This window comes from Sphingomonas sp. 179-I 2A4 NHS (genome assembly GCF_045369135.1).
Lineage (GTDB): Bacteria > Pseudomonadota > Alphaproteobacteria > Sphingomonadales > Sphingomonadaceae > Sphingomonas.
The window spans coordinates 623891-639710 of record NZ_JBIQFL010000001.1 but is presented as its reverse complement, the minus strand read 5'-3'; the positions used below and the strand labels follow the sequence as shown (position 1 = coordinate 639710).

General features: G+C 66.8%; 15 protein-coding genes. 7 read left to right on the top strand and 8 right to left on the bottom strand.

All coding sequences use genetic code 11. From position 1 onward, the window contains the following. Window positions 1-441, bottom strand: a complete 441-nt coding sequence (locus ACH0CP_RS02900) for a MarR family winged helix-turn-helix transcriptional regulator (RefSeq protein WP_294442888.1) — start codon at window positions 439-441, stop codon at window positions 1-3. Between the two features lie 78 nt (window positions 442-519). On the opposite strand from ACH0CP_RS02900, the gene hppD reads away from it, so the two are divergent. The 5 genes from hppD to ACH0CP_RS02875 all read left to right on the top strand — a co-directional run bounded on the left by hppD (window position 520) and on the right by ACH0CP_RS02875 (window position 4892). Next, the gene (gene hppD, locus ACH0CP_RS02895) at window positions 520-1569 is read left to right on the top strand and encodes a 4-hydroxyphenylpyruvate dioxygenase (protein ID WP_294442889.1); all 1050 of its coding nucleotides are present in this window, start codon (window positions 520-522) and stop codon (window positions 1567-1569) included. 156 nt (window positions 1570-1725) lie between these two features. Continuing rightward, entirely contained in the window at window positions 1726-3018 is a 1293-nt protein-coding gene (hmgA, locus tag ACH0CP_RS02890) for a homogentisate 1,2-dioxygenase (protein WP_294442890.1), read from the top strand. Further along, window positions 2982-3365, top strand: coding sequence for a Rieske (2Fe-2S) protein (locus ACH0CP_RS02885; protein ID WP_294442891.1), 384 nt, complete (start codon window positions 2982-2984; stop codon window positions 3363-3365). The genes hmgA and ACH0CP_RS02885 overlap by 37 nt, the downstream gene beginning before the upstream one ends. Window positions 3366-3375: 10 nt before the next feature. Beyond that, the gene (locus ACH0CP_RS02880) at window positions 3376-4251 is read left to right on the top strand and encodes an alpha/beta fold hydrolase (RefSeq protein WP_294442892.1); all 876 of its coding nucleotides are present in this window, start codon (window positions 3376-3378) and stop codon (window positions 4249-4251) included. Further along, complete coding sequence (locus ACH0CP_RS02875; RefSeq protein WP_294442893.1) at window positions 4248-4892, top strand: DsbA family oxidoreductase; 645 nt, start codon at window positions 4248-4250, stop codon at window positions 4890-4892. Before ACH0CP_RS02880 ends, ACH0CP_RS02875 begins: the two co-directional genes overlap by 4 nt. A gap of 36 nt (window positions 4893-4928) precedes the next feature. Here ACH0CP_RS02875 and ACH0CP_RS02870 read toward each other — a convergent pair whose 3' ends face one another. Beyond that, window positions 4929-5561 carry a glutathione S-transferase family protein gene (locus tag ACH0CP_RS02870; protein WP_294442895.1) on the bottom strand — a complete coding sequence of 211 codons (633 nt, stop codon included), beginning with the start codon at window positions 5559-5561 and terminating at the stop codon, window positions 4929-4931. Between the two features lie 11 nt (window positions 5562-5572). Further along, window positions 5573-8716, bottom strand: a complete 3144-nt coding sequence (locus tag ACH0CP_RS02865; RefSeq protein WP_294442897.1) for a carboxyl transferase domain-containing protein — start codon at window positions 8714-8716, stop codon at window positions 5573-5575. Window positions 8717-8857: 141 nt separating this feature from the next. Between ACH0CP_RS02865 and ACH0CP_RS02860 the strand changes: the two genes are divergently transcribed. Continuing rightward, a complete protein-coding gene (locus ACH0CP_RS02860; protein ID WP_294442898.1) occupies window positions 8858-10183 on the top strand; it encodes a dicarboxylate/amino acid:cation symporter in 1326 nt (441 codons plus the stop codon). Continuing rightward, on the top strand, window positions 10180-11439 hold the full coding sequence (locus ACH0CP_RS02855; protein ID WP_294442899.1) for an MFS transporter: 1260 nt from the start codon (window positions 10180-10182) through the stop codon (window positions 11437-11439). Before ACH0CP_RS02860 ends, ACH0CP_RS02855 begins: the two co-directional genes overlap by 4 nt. Here ACH0CP_RS02855 and ACH0CP_RS02850 read toward each other — a convergent pair. From ACH0CP_RS02850 to ACH0CP_RS02830, 5 genes are all read right to left on the bottom strand, one after another. Then, window positions 11426-11962, bottom strand: a complete 537-nt coding sequence (locus ACH0CP_RS02850; protein WP_294442901.1) for a (2Fe-2S)-binding protein — start codon at window positions 11960-11962, stop codon at window positions 11426-11428. The genes ACH0CP_RS02855 and ACH0CP_RS02850 overlap by 14 nt on opposite strands. Before the next feature lie 30 nt (window positions 11963-11992). Beyond that, window positions 11993-12163, bottom strand: a complete 171-nt coding sequence (locus tag ACH0CP_RS02845; RefSeq protein ID WP_294442902.1) for a hypothetical protein — start codon at window positions 12161-12163, stop codon at window positions 11993-11995. 12 nt (window positions 12164-12175) lie between these two features. Further along, window positions 12176-13300: a CaiB/BaiF CoA-transferase family protein gene (locus ACH0CP_RS02840; RefSeq protein WP_294442904.1), complete on the bottom strand. Its 1125-nt coding sequence runs from the start codon at window positions 13298-13300 to the stop codon at window positions 12176-12178. A gap of 154 nt (window positions 13301-13454) precedes the next feature. After that, window positions 13455-14567 (bottom strand): CaiB/BaiF CoA-transferase family protein, encoded by a 1113-nt coding sequence (locus ACH0CP_RS02835; RefSeq protein ID WP_294442906.1) that lies wholly within the window; start codon window positions 14565-14567, stop codon window positions 13455-13457. Window positions 14568-14577: 10 nt separating this feature from the next. Next, window positions 14578-15762 carry an acyl-CoA dehydrogenase gene (locus ACH0CP_RS02830; protein WP_294442907.1) on the bottom strand — a complete coding sequence of 395 codons (1185 nt, stop codon included), beginning with the start codon at window positions 15760-15762 and terminating at the stop codon, window positions 14578-14580. Window positions 15763-15820: the final 58 nt, after the last annotated feature.

Below are 15820 nucleotides of genomic sequence, written 5' to 3'. Positions count from 1 at the left end.
TCATTCCTCCAGCGCTGCTTCGTCGATCCGACGCAGCATCGTAACGAACCCGTCCAGTTCGTCGCGGCTGAAGCGCGCGAAGATGCGGCCCTCCAGCTCCAGTGCCTTGGGCGCGACGCTGGCGTACAGGTCCCGCCCCGCCGGCGTCAGCGACAAATGGTGGGATCTTTTGTCGGTCGGGTTCGGCGCCCGGCCCAAGAGGCCACGTTCCACCAGCGCGATCGCCGCCCGGCTCACCGTCACTTTGTCCATCCGCGTACGCTCGCCGATCTCGGCCTGGGTGATCGTCTCCACCTCCGCGATCACCGCGATCAGCCGCCATTCCGGAATGGTGAGCCCGAACAGCGATGCATAGGCGCGCGCGATCCGGTCGCTCACCAGGTTCGACGTGATCGACAATCGATAGGGCAGGAACCGGTCAAGCACGAGGTGGTTGGTCATGACGCTAGCGGTAGCATTTGACACGATCCGCTCAAGCCGCGATGATCGTATCAATTGTTACGATGTAAAGGTGCCGTCATGTCCCTCGACAATCCGTCTAGCAATCCCCTGGGCCTCAACGGCTTCGAATTCGTCGAATTTACCTCGCCCGATCCCGAAGCGATGGCGAAGCAGTTCGAGCAGCTCGGCTTCGTGCCGACGCACCGTCACCCGACGAAGAACATCACTCGCTACAAGCAGGGCCGAATCAACCTGATGCTGAACCGCGACGAGGCGGGCCGGGTAAAGCAGTTCCGCAACGAACATGGCGCCTCGGCCAGCGCGATGGCGTTCCGCGTCGCCGATCCGAAGAAGGCGCTCGAATGGGCGCTCGCCAACGGCGGAAAGCCGACCGAGGAAGACGACACCGTCATCATGGGGATCGGCGGCTCGTACCTCTATTTCATCCAGGACGGCGTCGACCTGTATGAGAATTGGGCCGAGTTCGACGGCTGGCAGGAAGCCGAGGCGAAGAACAACGTCGGGCTCGATCTGCTCGATCACCTCACGCACAATGTCCGCCGCGGCCAGATGCAGGTGTGGAGCCAGTTCTACCGCACGCTCTTCAACTTCGAGGAGCAGAAGTATTTCGACATCAAGGGCAAGGCGACCGGCCTGTTCAGCCAGGCGATGATCGCGCCGGACAAAGCGATCCGCATCCCGCTGAACGAAAGCCAGGACGACAATTCGCAGATCGAAGAATTCATCCGCGAATATCAGGGCGAAGGCATCCAGCACCTCGCGCTGACCACCGACGACATCTACGACACGGTCGAGCGCCTGCGCGCCCGCGGCGTGAAGCTGCAGGACACGATCGAGACCTATTACGAACTGGTCGACAAGCGCGTCCCCGGACACGGCGAGGATCTCGAACGGCTTCGCAAGAACCGCATCCTGATCGACGGCTCGGTCGAGAACGGCGAGGGCATCCTGCTGCAGATCTTCACCGAGAACATGTTCGGCCCGATCTTCTTCGAGATCATCCAGCGCAAGGGCAATGAAGGCTTCGGCAACGGCAACTTCCAGGCGCTGTTCGAAAGCATCGAGCTCGACCAGATCCGTCGGGGCGTGATTAAGGTCGATGCCTAAGCATCGGCCGAATGCGAGCGCGAAGGCGCTCGGCCCCGACCGGCCAGCGCAGCTAAGCCGGCGCTCAAGGCGCGGCTTAGCCGCGTCTGACGCCCCGGCGAGCCACACCATGCACCACCCCTGACTACCCCAAAACAAGACCCGCCCGAGGTGAGGATGCCCACCGACACTGCCACCCCAGCCTACACTCCCGGCTTCGGCAACCATGTCGCGACCGAGGCCGTGCCGGGCGCCCTCCCCATCGGCCGCAACTCGCCGCAGAAGCCGCCCTTCGGCCTCTATGCGGAGCAGCTCTCCGGCACGGCCTTCACCGCGCCGCGCCACGAGAACCGCCGCTCCTGGCTGTATCGCCTGCGCCCTTCCGCCGAGCATCCGCCCTTTACCCGCTACGAAGGCGCGGCACGCTTCGCGCCCGGCACCGTCAAGGAACCACTCGCGCCCAATCGTCTGCGCTGGGATCCGGTCGCCGGTGACACTGGCGTCGACCTCATCGACGGCATGACGACGATGCTCGCCAATCGCGATCCCGCCGATCTCGAAGGCGTCGCGATCCACGTCTATGCCGCGAATCGCGACATGGAGAACCGCGTCTTCGTCGATGCCGACGGCGAATTGCTGTTCGTGCCGCAGGAAGGCCGGCTCGCGCTTCTCACCGAGCTCGGCCGGATCGACATCGCCCCCGGCCAGATCGCGCTGGTCCCGCGCGGCGTCCGCTTCCGTGCATTGCTGCCGGATGGTTCGGCGCGCGGTTATGCGCTGGAAAACCATGGCGCGATGTTCCGCCTGCCCGATCTCGGCCCGATCGGTGCGAACGGCCTCGCCAATCCGCGCGATTTCGAGACGCCGAACGCCTGGTTCGAGGATCGCGACGAACGTATCGAGGTGATCCAGAAGTATCTCGGCAGCCTGTGGCGCACGGAGCTGCATCATTCGCCGCTCGATGTCGTCGCGTGGCACGGCAATCTCGCGCCGTGGCGCTACGATCTCGCGCATTTCAACACCGTCAACACCGTCAGCTTCGACCATCCCGATCCGTCGATCTTCACCGTGCTGACGTCGCCCAGCGATGTGCCGGGCCGCGCCAACGCCGATTTCGTGATCTTCCCGCCGCGCTGGATGGTGGCGGAGGACACGTTCCGCCCGCCCTGGTTCCACCGCAACATCATGTCCGAGGCAATGGGCCTCATCACCGGCGCCTATGACGCCAAGGCCGAGGGCTTCCGCCCCGGCGGCCTGTCGCTCCACAATCTGCTGAGCGGCCACGGGCCGGATAAGGCGACGTGGGACGCGGCCTCCAATGCCGATCTGAAGCCGCACAAGATCGGCGGCACCATGGCCTTCATGCTGGAAAGCTGCTGGCCCTATCGCCCCACGGCGTTCGCGCTGGAGCACGCCCAGTCCGATTACGATGCGTGCTGGGCCGATTTCCCCAAGGCGAAGCTGCCCTGACCGAGCGCCTCTCCGCCACCCCGGCCGGCATCGCGCTCGGCCCGCTCGATCAGATCGCGGACGGCGCCGCGCGGAGCTTCGTCATCGAAATGCGCGCCGGCCGCTTCCACGGTTTTGCGGTGCGGCGCGGCGATCAGGTATTCGGCTATGTCGATCGCTGCCCGCACATGGGCCTGCCGCTCGCGCAGAAGCTCGACGATTATGTCGCCGCGGATCGCATCGCGTGCAGCTGGCACGGCGCGCTGTTCGATATCGCAAGCGGCGCGTGCCTTGGCGGCCCCTGCCCCGGCACTGCCTTGACGCCATGGCCGCTTCGGGTGGAGGCTGGTGCGATAATCACCGCCTGAAGGAGAGGCCATGAAGGCGCGCGCGAACGGCATCGAGCTGGAATATGAGTCGTTCGGCAATCCCGCCGATCCCACCATCCTCCTCATCATGGGCCTTGGCGCGCAGCTGACGCTCTGGCCGCTCCCGTTCGTCGAGGCGCTGGTAGAACGCGGCTTCCACGTCGTCCGCTACGACAATCGTGACGTAGGCCTTTCGACGAAGCTCGACCACGCCCGCCCGCCGCGTATTGGCATGCTCGTGCTCCAGCGCCTGCTTCGCCTGCGCCCGCGGGTACCCTATACGCTCGGGGACATGGCGGCGGACGCCGCCGGCCTGCTGGATGCGCTGGGGATTGAGAAAGCCCACATCGTCGGCGCCTCTATGGGCGGGATGATCGCGCAGATCTTCGCCGCCACCTATCCCGATCGCACGCTGTCGCTCACCTCGATCATGTCCACCACCGGCAATCCCAGGCTGTCGCGCGCCTCGCGCGAGGCGATGGACGTGCTCGTCAACCGCCCCAAAACGGACGATCTGGAGGCGCTCGTCGCCCATGGCGTCCGCGCGTCCCAGGTGCTCGCCGGCCCCGCCTTTCCCGTCGCGCACGACGTGCTGGAGGCCCGGGTCCGCGAAACGATCCAGCGCTCGAACTACCCCGATGGCTTCGCGCGCCAGCTGGCGGCGATCGTCGCCGACGGGGATCGGCGCCAGCGGCTGAAGGCGATCACCGCGCCCACGGTCGTCATCCACGGCAGCGACGATTCGCTGGTCCCGCTCGACGGCGGTCGCGATACCGCCGCAAGCATCCCCGGCGCGCGGCTCGTCGAGGTGCGCGGCATGGGCCACAACGTGCCGGTGGAAGTCATCCCGCAGATCGTCGACGCGATCGAAAGCGTCGCGCGATGACCGGCCGCACGCTCCGCATCGATTTCGTCTCCGACGTCGTCTGCCCCTGGTGCCTGATCGGCCTCGCCAATCTCGAACGCGCCCTCGCCAGCCTCGGCGACGAGGTACCGGTGGAACTCGTCTTCCACCCGCTTCAGCTCAACCCCGGGCTACCGCCAGAGGGCGAGCTGGCGGCCGACAACATCGCCCGCAAGTATGGCATCACGCCCGAACAGGCGCGCAGCCGCGGCGGCGGCGTTCGGGCGGCGGCAGAGGCAGCCGGCGTGTCGATGGCTGGCCGACCGGATCGGCTCTACGACACGTTCGACGCGCATCGCCTGCTTCATTGGGCGGGGCGCGAGGGCCGGCAATTGGCGCTCAAACATGCGCTCCTGCGTGCATATTTCGACCAGGGACGTGCAATTTCCGACCATCAGGTGCTGGCCGATGCCGCTGCTGGTGCAGGATTGGACAGGGAAGCGGCGCTCCAGATCCTCGCCCGCGGCGATTTCGCCGCCGAAGTGAACGACGACGAGATCGAGTGGCGGTCCGAAGGGATCGCTTCCGTCCCCACCATGGTGATCGACCGCGAGTTCGTCATCAACGGCGCTCAGGAACCGGATCGCCTCGAACGCGCGCTGCGCAAACTCGCGGCTCGCTAGCCCAGTGTTCGGTCGATCATCGCAGGGACGCGGGCGTTAGAACGGCGCCGCCCCGGCCTTCTGCGCCTCTTTCGCTCGCGCGAATCCATCCCGCGCCTTCAGCCGCTCCCAATAAGCGGCAACCTGCGGCGGAAAGCCGTTGTCGATCTTCAGGCTCTTGGCGAGCAGCAGCGCGTAACCCACGGAAATGTCTGCCACCGTGAAACGCCCGCCGATCAGATACTCGCGGTCCCCCAGCGCCCGCTCCACATGCCGCAGCCGTGAGTGGAACCACTGCGCATAATCATCCGCCGCCTGCGGCAGGCGCCGCTCCGGCGGCTCCAGCATGCGATATCGCAGCACCAACGTCTGCGGGAAGGTCAGCGTCGCCTCGCCGAAATGTAGCCAGTTGAGCCACGCGCCATAGTCGGGCGAGCCAGGCTCCACGACCAGTTCGTTCGGCCCCGCACGCGTCGCGAGATACTGAACGATCGCAGCCGATTCCGTCATCCGCGTCTCACCGTCCACCAGCAGCGGAATGGTGCCGAGCGGATTGACGTCGAGGTACGACGGTTCGCGCACCCGCGGGGGAAAGGGCAGCAGGTGGAGCTTGTATTCGAGCCCAAGCTCCTCCAGCGCCCACAGCGCGCGAAAGCTTCGCGCATCCGCGCAATGGTATAGTTCGATCATTGTCGCCCCAATCACCACGTATCTATATAGCGGCCTGACCGGCGCGCCGGTGTCGAAGCGAGCCCGCGCAGCAGCCAGGCGCGCGTATCCGCCGGGTCGATCACCGCGTCGATCTCCAGGAACTGCGCCACCGACACAGCTTTGCCGCGCTCATAGGAATGCGCGACAAGTTCCTGATATCGCGCCTCTCGCGCCTCGGCATCCTCGATCGCCTCCAGCTCCTTGCGGTAGCCGAGCCGCACCGCCCCTTCGAGCCCCATGCCGCCGAACTCGCCGGTCGGCCAGGCGACGGTGAACGGCCCGGCGTGGAGCGATCCGCCCGCCATTCCCTGCGCACCGAGCCCGTATGCCTTGCGCACCACGACCGTGAAGATCGGCACCGACAGCGCCGCCCCGACCACGAACATGCGCGAGGCACGGCGGATCGGCGCGGTCTTCTCCGCCTCCGGCCCGACCATGAAGCCAGGCGTGTCGCACAGCGAGACGATCGGCACGCCGAACGCGTCGCACAACTGGAAGAAGCGCGCCGCCTTGTCCGCACCTTCCGCGTCAATTGCGCCCGACAAGTAGCGGCAATTATTGGCAATCACGCCCACGGCACGGCCGTCCAGCCGCGCCAGCCCGGTGATCATCCCCTTCGCCCAGCCACCGCGCAGCTCGATGAAGGAACCAGTGTCGAACAGCCCGTCGATCGCGCGGCGGATGTCGAACACGCGCAGCCGATTCTCTGGCACCACGTGCCGCAACAGCCGCTGGTCCGGCGCATCTCCGCCCGCCACCCGCCCCTGGAAAAACGACAGCAGCCGCCGCGCGAGATCGGTCGCCTCCGCCTCATCCTCTGCCAGCACGTCGATCGCACCGCTGTTCCAATGCACCTCGACCGGCCCGACTTCCTTGGGCGAATAGACGCCGAGCCCACCGCCCTCGATCATTGCCGGGCCACCGACGCCGATATGCGCGTCGCGCGTGGCGATCGTGATGTCGCAGCTGCCGAACAGCACGGCATTGCCCGCAAAGGAATAGCCGGACGTGATCCCGATCCTCGGCGCAACACCGGACAGCGCGGCAAAGCGGCTGAACGTCGGCACGTCGAGCCCCGTCGCGCCGACCGAATCGACGTCCCCCGGCCGTCCCCCGCCGCCCTCGGTATAGAAGACGATCGGCAGCTTCAGCTCGCCCGCAATACCGAGCAGCCGATCGGTCTTGCGGTGGTTCATATGGCCCTGCGTGCCCGCCAGCACGGTATAGTCATAGGCGAGGCCAAGGCACTTGGCGGCTTCCTCGCCATGATCCGCGGCATTCACCGTGCCGATCCCGCCGATCAGGCCGTCGGCGGGGGTGTTGCGCATCAGATCGTCGAGGGTCCGGCGCCGTCGCTGCGCCGCGATCGTCAGCGCGCCATATTCGATGAAGCTGCCCGGATCGAACAGGTCGTCGATATTCTCGCGCGCCGTGCGCTGGTTGGTGCGCCGCCGCCGCTCCACGGCTGCCGGCCGGTGCTCGTCGAGCCCCAGCGCATGGCGTGCGCGCACCTCGGCAAGATCGTTCCGGATCAAGTCGAGGTCGAGCGCCGCAGCTTCAGCCGCCACATCATCGTCATCGTCGGCCGGCTCGATCGAGACGAAAACAGCGCCCTCCTCAATCACCCGCCCGGGCTCGACCACGACCGCCCGCACCACGCCGCCGTGTGTCGCCACAACGGCATGCTGCATCTTCAGCGCCTCGATCGTGCCTAGCTCAGCGCCCCGCACCACCCGGTCCCCCGGCTGCACGCCGATCGCCACCACCACGCCAGCCAGCGGCGCCACAACCGCCTGCGTATCCGTCGACGCCGCCGGGGCCGCAGCCACCGCAAAGTCGCTGACGTTGCGATCGAACCAGCCGGTGTCGACCTTGCCGGCCGCCACCTCCTCGCGCGCCAGCAGCGCCGCGTGGAGCGGCAGGTTCGTGGCGACACCCGCGATCTCGAACTCCGCAACCGCCCGCCGCGCCCGCGCCAGCGCCGCGTCCCAGTCGGGCGCATGGACAATCAGCTTGGCGAGCAGCGAATCGAACCGCGGATTGGCCGCCATGCCCGCCTTCAGCGCGCCGTCGACGCGGATGCCCGGCCCGCCGGGCACCTCGACATTGCTGATGGTGCCGCCCGACGCACGCGGCATGCCGTCGGCACCGATCGTCTCGGCATTGATGCGCAGCTGGATCGCGACGCCGCGCGCGCCCGGCCGCTCCGCCGGAACGCTGCCCCCTTCTGCGAACCGAAGCTGCAGCGCCACGAGGTCAAGGCCGGTCACCTCCTCGGTCACCGTATGCTCCACCTGAAGCCGCGGGTTCACCTCGAGGAAGGCGAACGCCTCCGGATCATCAGCAGCGCGCTCCTTGTCGACCAGGAACTCCGCCGTCGCCAGGCCGACATATCCGGTGTCCTCCAGCAGGCGTTCCGCGGCGCGCTCGATCCGCTCGGCAAGTGCTGGCTCGATCGTCTGGGCCGGCGCGATCTCGATAAGCTTCTGGTGCCGCCGCTGCACCGTGCAGTCGCGCGTGCCCAGCGCCATCACCCGGCCGTCCGCATCGGCCGCCAGCTGAACCTCTATATGCCGCGCCGCGGGGATGTAACGCTCAACCATCACTTCGGCCGATCCGAACGCCGCCAGCGCTTCGGCGCCCGCGGCCTCGATCTGCGCCGCAAGCGTCGCGCGATCCTGGACCACGCGGATCCCGCGCCCGCCACCGCCAGCCAGCGCCTTCACCACCACCGGCCCGCTTACGTCCGTCCCCTCGGCCAGCACCGGTACGCCCACCGCCCGCGCGTGACGCTTGGCGAGGGCCTTGTCACCGAACAGCGCCAGCAGACGCGCCTCCGGTCCGACGAACAACAGCCCGGCCTTGGCACAGGCCTCGGCAAAAGCCGCATTCTCGCTAAGGAAGCCATAGCCCGGATGAACCGCGTCACAGCCGGCGTCCCGCGCCGCCGCGATCACCGCATCGATCGCCAGATAGGCGCCCGGCCCTTCGCCGCGGAGCGGCACCGCCCGATCAGCAGCGCGGACGTGTGGCGCTTCGGCATCGTCGGCGGAATGAACCGCGACCGTCTCGATGCCCATGGCAGCAGCGGTGCGCGCGATGCGGATCGCGATCTCGCCGCGGTTTGCGATCAACAGGCTTCTGATTGGCCCTCTCCCTTCACCTTGTCCTTTCGAGCCATCCTGCCCTTTGCATCAACCCCTTTTTGCTGGCACGCCGCTGCCAAACCGATCGGGCGGAGGCGCGCCGCATCGGGCAAGGGGGGTCGAAGACACGTGCTACCGGAAACTGCTGGCGTCCTGCGCACGCCGCTTCCCTGGTATCGGCAATTGTACGTTCAGGTGCTGGTCGCGATCGCGCTCGGCATTGCGATCGGGCATTTCTATCCGTCTGCCGGCGCCGCGCTGAAGCCGCTAGGGGACGGCTTCATCAAGCTGGTGAAGATGATCATCGCGCCGGTCATCTTCCTCACCATCGTCACCGGTATCGCCGGCATGCACGATCTCGCCCGCGTGGGAAGAGTAGCGGCCAAGTCATTCATCTACTTCATTTTCTTCTCAACGCTGGCCCTGATCGTCGGGCTCATCGTCGCCAATGTCGTTCGTCCGGGCGAGGGCCTCAACATCGATCCCGCCAGCCTCGATGCGGGCGCCGTCTCGGGCTATGCCGCCAAGGCGCACGAGACGACGCTGACCGGCTTCGTCCTCTCCGTCATCCCGGAAACGCTCCCCTCCTCGCTGACGCAGGGGAACATCCTCCAGGTGCTGCTCGTCGCGATCCTGTTCGGCATCGCATTGGTGTCGGTGGGCGAGCGCGGCGCCAAGGTCCTGTCGTTCCTGGAGGACGTGTCGATCGTCGTCTTCCGGATCGTCTCGATCCTGATGCGCGCGGCTCCGATCGGCGCGTTCGGCGCGATGGCCTTCACCATCGGCACTTATGGCGTCGGCACGCTCGCTAACCTCGCCTGGCTGGTCGGCACCTTCTATCTCACCTCGCTGCTGTTCGTCCTGGTCGTGCTGGGCACGGTCGCGCGGCTCGCCGGCTTCTCGATCCTGCGCCTCATCGGATATCTCAAGGCGGAGCTTCTGCTGGTCCTCGGCACCTCTTCCTCCGAGGCTGCGCTGCCCGCGCTGATCGAGAAGATGCAACGTGCCGGCGCGCCCAAATCGATCGTCGGCCTCGTCGTGCCCGCCGGCTATTCCTTCAACCTCGATGGCACGAACATCTACATGACGCTCGCCGCGCTGTTCATCGCCCAGGCAACCGGGATCGACCTGTCGCTGGGCGAGCAGGTGCTGCTGCTTGGCGTCGCGATGCTGTCGTCGAAGGGTGCGGCGGGCGTCACTGGCGCGGGCTTCATCACGCTCGCCGCGACGCTCTCGATCGTGCCGTCTGTGCCCGTCGCCGGCATGGCACTGATCCTCGGCGTCGATCGCTTCATGTCCGAATGCCGCAGCCTCACCAACTTCATCGGCAATGCCGTGGCGACGCTGGTCGTCGCCCGGTGGGAGAACACGCTCGATCGTGAACAACTCGCCGCCGCGCTGGCCGGCCGCTTGCCGCCGATCGAGGATCTCCCGCCCGGCGAGGTCGAGCCATGAACCCGCGCCTCAAATCGATCATCGGCGGTTCCACCGGCAACCTCGTCGAATGGTACGATTGGTATGCCTATGCTGCTTTCACGCTCTATTTCGCGCCGCACTTCTTCCCGGAACGCGATCAGACCGCGCAGCTCCTGAGCGCGGCGGCGGTCTTCGCCGTCGGCTTCGTCATGCGGCCGATCGGCGCCTGGGTCATGGGCGTCTATGCCGATCGCCGCGGCCGCAAGGCCGGTCTCACCCTGTCCGTCACATTGATGTGCGCCGGCTCGTTCCTGATCGCGATCACGCCGGGCTATGAGACGATCGGCGTCTTCGCCCCCGCCCTGCTGGTCATTGCCCGGCTGATGCAGGGGCTGTCGGTCGGCGGCGAATATGGCGCCAGCGCGACGTACCTGTCAGAAATGGCCGGACGCGATCGCCGCGGCTTCTTCTCCAGCTTCCAATATGTGACGCTGATCGCAGGCCAGCTCACCGCGCTCCTCGTCCTTCTCGTGCTGCAATCGGCGATGAGCGAGGCCGCGCTCGACGCCTGGGGCTGGCGCATCCCCTTTGCGGTCGGCGGCGTGCTGGCTATCGTTGTCTTCCGCATCCGCCGCGGGCTCGCCGAAACGGAGAGCTTCAAGCGCGCGGAAGGGCCAAAGTCGGGCTTCTGGACGCTCGTCACGCACCATCCCCGCGAAACGCTGACGGTGATGCTGCTCACCGCCGGTGGCACGCTCGCCTTCTACGCTTACTCGATCTACATGCAGAAGTTCCTGGTCAACACCAGCGGCTTCGATCGCCAGACGGCAAGCCAGATCAACGCCGCCACCCTTTTCGTCTTCATGTGCCTTCAGCCGCTTGCGGGGGGCCTCAGCGATCGCATCGGGCGAAAGCCGCTGATGATCGGCTTCGGCGTGCTCGGCGTGCTCGCCACCTACCCGATCTTCGCCACGCTGGAGACGGTGCGCAGCCCGATCATTGCCGGCCTGCTGGTGATGGCGGCGCTGGTGATCGTTACCGGCTACACCTCGATCAACGCGGTGGTGAAGGCGGAACTGTTCCCGGCCAACATCCGTGCGCTGGGGGTCGCCCTCCCCTATGCGCTCGCCAACACCCTGTTCGGCGGCACCGCGGAATACGTCGCTTTGTCGTTCAAGAACGCTGGCTGGGAGCGCGGCTTCTACTGGTATGTCACCGGCATGATCGCGGTGTCGCTGGTGATCTACATCCGCATGCGCGACACGCGCGCGACCAGCCGGATCAGCGAGGACTGAGCGCCGGCACGCTCTTCGCCGCCTCCGCGGGGTCGATCCCCGGTCTGGTGGTGGTCGGCAAGGTCTCGTCGCCACGTGCGGCGCTCGCCGCGCGCTGGATCGCCTCCACTAGCCTGGGGTAGATGCCGCATCGACAGATGTTGGTGATCGCGCGGCGGATCTTCGCCTCCGACGGGTCCCGGTCGTTCTTGATCAGCACCGCGGCCGCCATGACGATGCCTGGGATGCAATAGCCGCATTGGACGACGTTGCCGGCCAGCAGCGCCGCCTGCACCGGATGCGCGCGCTCCCGCGACAGCCCTTCCACGGTGGTGACGAAGCTCCCCTCCACCTCCGCCAGCGTCACCTGGCACGATCGGACGGCGCGCCCGTCGACATCGACGGTGCACGCGCCGCAGCTTCCGGTGCCGCAGCCATATTTGGCGCCGGTGAGGTTGGACGCATCGCGCAGCGCCCACAGCAGCGGCGTGGCCGGATCGAGGCGATATTCGATCGCCTCGTTGTTGACGGTCAGTCTCGGCATGTCCCCGCTCTACCCGAACGCGGGCCCCGCTCAATCCAGATCGAGCGGGTCGTCCGGCGAGATGATCGTCACGCGCACATGGTCACTGAGGCGGAACAGGTCCGCCACATGATGCGCCGTCGCATCATCGTCGGCGCGCACGACCCAGACGTTGCCGTCACGATCCTCGGCGGAGGTCAGGTAGTGCGCGCTCGCCACCATCATTTCTCTCCCTCAATAACCCAGCGCCGCCACCTCGGCATCGTCGAAGCCGAGCTCGCGCAGAACCTCCGCGTCCCGGCGCTCGCCGCCCAGCGTCGGCGCCACTGTCTCGCTCTTGGAATAACGCGGCGCCGGCGCGGGCTGCTTGATCCCGTTCACCTCGGTGAAGGTGCCGCGCGCCTTGTTGTGTTCATCATTGTAGGCGTCGTCGAAGCCCAGCACGGGCGCGAAGCACACGTCGTGCCCCTTGAACGCCGCGACCCATTCGTCGCGCGTTCTGGTCTTGAACAGCGCGGTCAATTCGTCCTTCAGCGCAGGCCACTGGCGGGCGTCCATCTGCGCGGCCCATTTCTCGTCGCTCAGCCCCATGACGTTGCGGAACTCGGCGTAGAATTGCGGCTCGATGGCGCCGAGCGAGATGAACTTGCCGTCGCTCGTCTCATAGGTGTCGTAGAAGTGCGCCGCGGTATCGAGCAGATTGGTGCCGCGCTCGTCGCTCCACCGGCCCATGCCGCGGAAGCCCCACATCATCGTCATCAGCACCGCGGAGCCATCGGTCATCGCCGCATCGACCACCTGCCCCTCGCCGGTCCGCGCGGCATGGAGCAGCGCGGCGAGCATGCCATACGCCAGGAACATGCCGCCGCCGCCGAAATCGCCGACCATGTTGATCGGCGGCGTCGGCTTCTCGCCCTTGCGCCCGAAGGCGTGAAGCGCGCCCGAGATCGCGATATAGTTGATGTCGTGGCCCGGCTCCGGCGCCATCGGGCCGTACTGGCCCCAGCCGGTCATGCGGCCGTAGACGAGCTTCGGATTGTCCGCGAGCAGCACGTCCGGCCCCAGCCCCAGCCGCTCCATCACCCCCGGGCGATAGCCTTCGATGATCGCGTCCGCGCCCTTCACGATCTTGCGCACCGCCTCGATCGCCTTGGGGTTCTTCAGGTCCATGCCGATCGACTTGCGGCTGCGCAGCAGCGGGTCCTTGCTGTCGATCGAAATGCCGCTGCCGCCCTTCACCGGGCGGTCGATCCGGATCACTTCCGCACCATGGTCCGCCAGCATCATGCCGGCGAACGGGCCGGGGCCGATCCCGGCGAACTCAACGATACGAATGCCGGCGAGTGGCGCGTTGCTCACGATGTCTCTCTCCCGATTGATTTGCCGGCAGGCGTATCGCGCGGCGGCGGTGAGCACAACAAAAGTTATGCCGCCTCGGGGAACCGCTCGGGCCAACCCTGCCGAAGCCCGCGCCAACCGGCACCCGCGGCTCCGGCTTGGTCGGAGCGTCCGACTATCCCCGCACGAGCGGCGGCGCACCCTTGTCCAGCGCCAGATCCGCGCCGGAGAACTGGATCGGCGTGCGCAGCCCTGCGATCGGCCGCGTGTCGTTCACCGGCAGCACCATGCCGCGCGCCTGCACCTGCGGGTCGTTCAGCGCCTGTTCCACGGTGTTGATCGGCCCCGCCGGCACCCCCGCCGCCTCCAGCCTGGCAAGCAGGTCATCACGCATGAAGGTGCGGCAGCGCTCCTCAATCAGCGCGAACAATGGCGCGCGATGCTCGATCCGCCCGGAATTGGTGTCCCACCGCGGATCCGGTCCGATCCCGACGATGGCGGCGAAGCGGTGATATTGCGCGTCATTGCCCACCGCCAGAATGAACCAGCCATCGCTGGTCGGGAACACGGCATAGGGGCTGACGTTCGCATGGGCATTGCCCATCCGCGCCGGGTTCTCGCCACTGGCGAAATAGTTCGCGGCCTGGTTGGCGAGCACCCCAACCATCGTGTCGAGCAACGCACAATCCACCTGCTGGCCCCGCCCCGTCCGCGCGCGCATCATCAGCGCGGCCTGGATGCCGATCGTGGCATACAGCCCGGTCATGATGTCGGCGAAGGCGACGCCGATCTTCTGCGGCGCGCCGTCCGGCTCGCCGGTCAGCGACATGATTCCGCCCATGCCCTGGATGATGAAATCATAACCGGCACGGTGCGCATAAGGCCCGGTCTGGCCGAAACCGGTGATCGAGCAATAGACGAGGCGCGGATGATCCGGCGCCAGGCTCGCGTAATCGAGCCCGTATTTGGCCAGCCCACCGACCTTGAAGTTCTCGATCACCACGTCCGCATCGGCGATCAGCGACTTCACCCGTGCCACGTCCTCCGCCTTGGTGAAGTCCGCAATGATGCTCGTCTTGCCGCGGTTACAGGCGTGGTAATAGGCCGCGGCGCGGTCGCCGTCATGCTCGACGAACGGCGGGCCCCAGGTGCGGGTATCATCGCCCGCGGGGCTCTGTACCTTGATCACCTCGGCGCCGAGGTCGGCCAGGATCTGCCCCGCCCAGGGGCCGGCGAGGATGCGGGCAAGCTCGACGACCTTGATGCCCTTGAGCGGGGTTTCCTTCATGTGCCGGCGCTCAGAAGGCGGCGATGCCTGTGATCGCGCGGCCGAGGATCAGCGCGTGCACGTCATGCGCGCCCTCATAGGTGTTCACCGTTTCGAGGTTCATCACGTGGCGCATCACCTGATATTCGCCCGAGATGCCGTTGCCGCCGTGCATGTCACGCGCGACGCGGGCGATATCCAGCGCCTTGCCGACATTGTTGCGCTTCACGATCGAGACCATTTCCGGCGCGAACCGGCCCTCGTCCATCAGCCGGCCGACCCGCAACGACGCCTGAAGACCGAGCGCGATCTCCGTCTCCATGTCCGCCAGCTTCTTTTGATACAGCTGTGTCGCGGCGAGCGGCCGGCCGAACTGGTGGCGATCGAGGCCGTACTGCCGCGCGGCGTGCATGCAGAACTCCGCCGCGCCGATCGCGCCCCAGCTGATGCCGTAGCGAGCGCGGTTGAGGCAGCCGAACGGCCCCTTCAGCCCCTGAACATCCGGGAGCAATGCATCCTCGCCCACCTCGACATCATCCATCATCACCATGCCGGTGATCGACGCGCGCAACGAGAGCTTGCCCTCGATCTTGGGCGCTGACAGCCCCTTCATGCCCTTCTCGAGCACGAAGCCGCGAATCCCGCCGCCATGCGCATCGCTCTTCGCCCACACGACGAACACGTCGGCGATCGGCGCATTGGAGATCCAGGTCTTGCTGCCGGACAGGCGATAGCCGCCGTCGGTCTTGACCGCCCGGGTCTTCATGCCGCCCGGGTCGGAGCCCGCATCCGGCTCGGTCAGGCCGAAGCAGCCGATCCACTCGCCGCTCGCGAGCTTGGGCAGATACTTCCGCTTCTGCTCCTCCGAGCCATAGGCATGGATCGGGTACATCACGAGGCTGGACTGGACGCTCATCATCGAGCGGTACCCCGAATCGATCCGCTCCACCTCGTGCGCGACCAGGCCGTAGGCGACGTACGACGCGCCGACGCCGCCATACTCCTCCGGGATCGTCGGGCCCAGCAGGCCAAGCTCGCCCATCTCGCGGAAGATCGCGGGATCGGTCACTTCATTGGCGAACGCATCGATGATCCGCGGCGCCAGTTTCTCCTGCGCATAGGCACGCGCGGTATCGCGCACCATCCGCTCGTCTTCGCTCAGTTGCTCGTCGAGCAGAAACGGATCCGCCCAATCGAACGCGCCCATGCCGGCCATAATCTACTCCACCATAGTGCCAGGAGCGAAACGCCCCGCCCCGTTCGGGCTGAGCCTG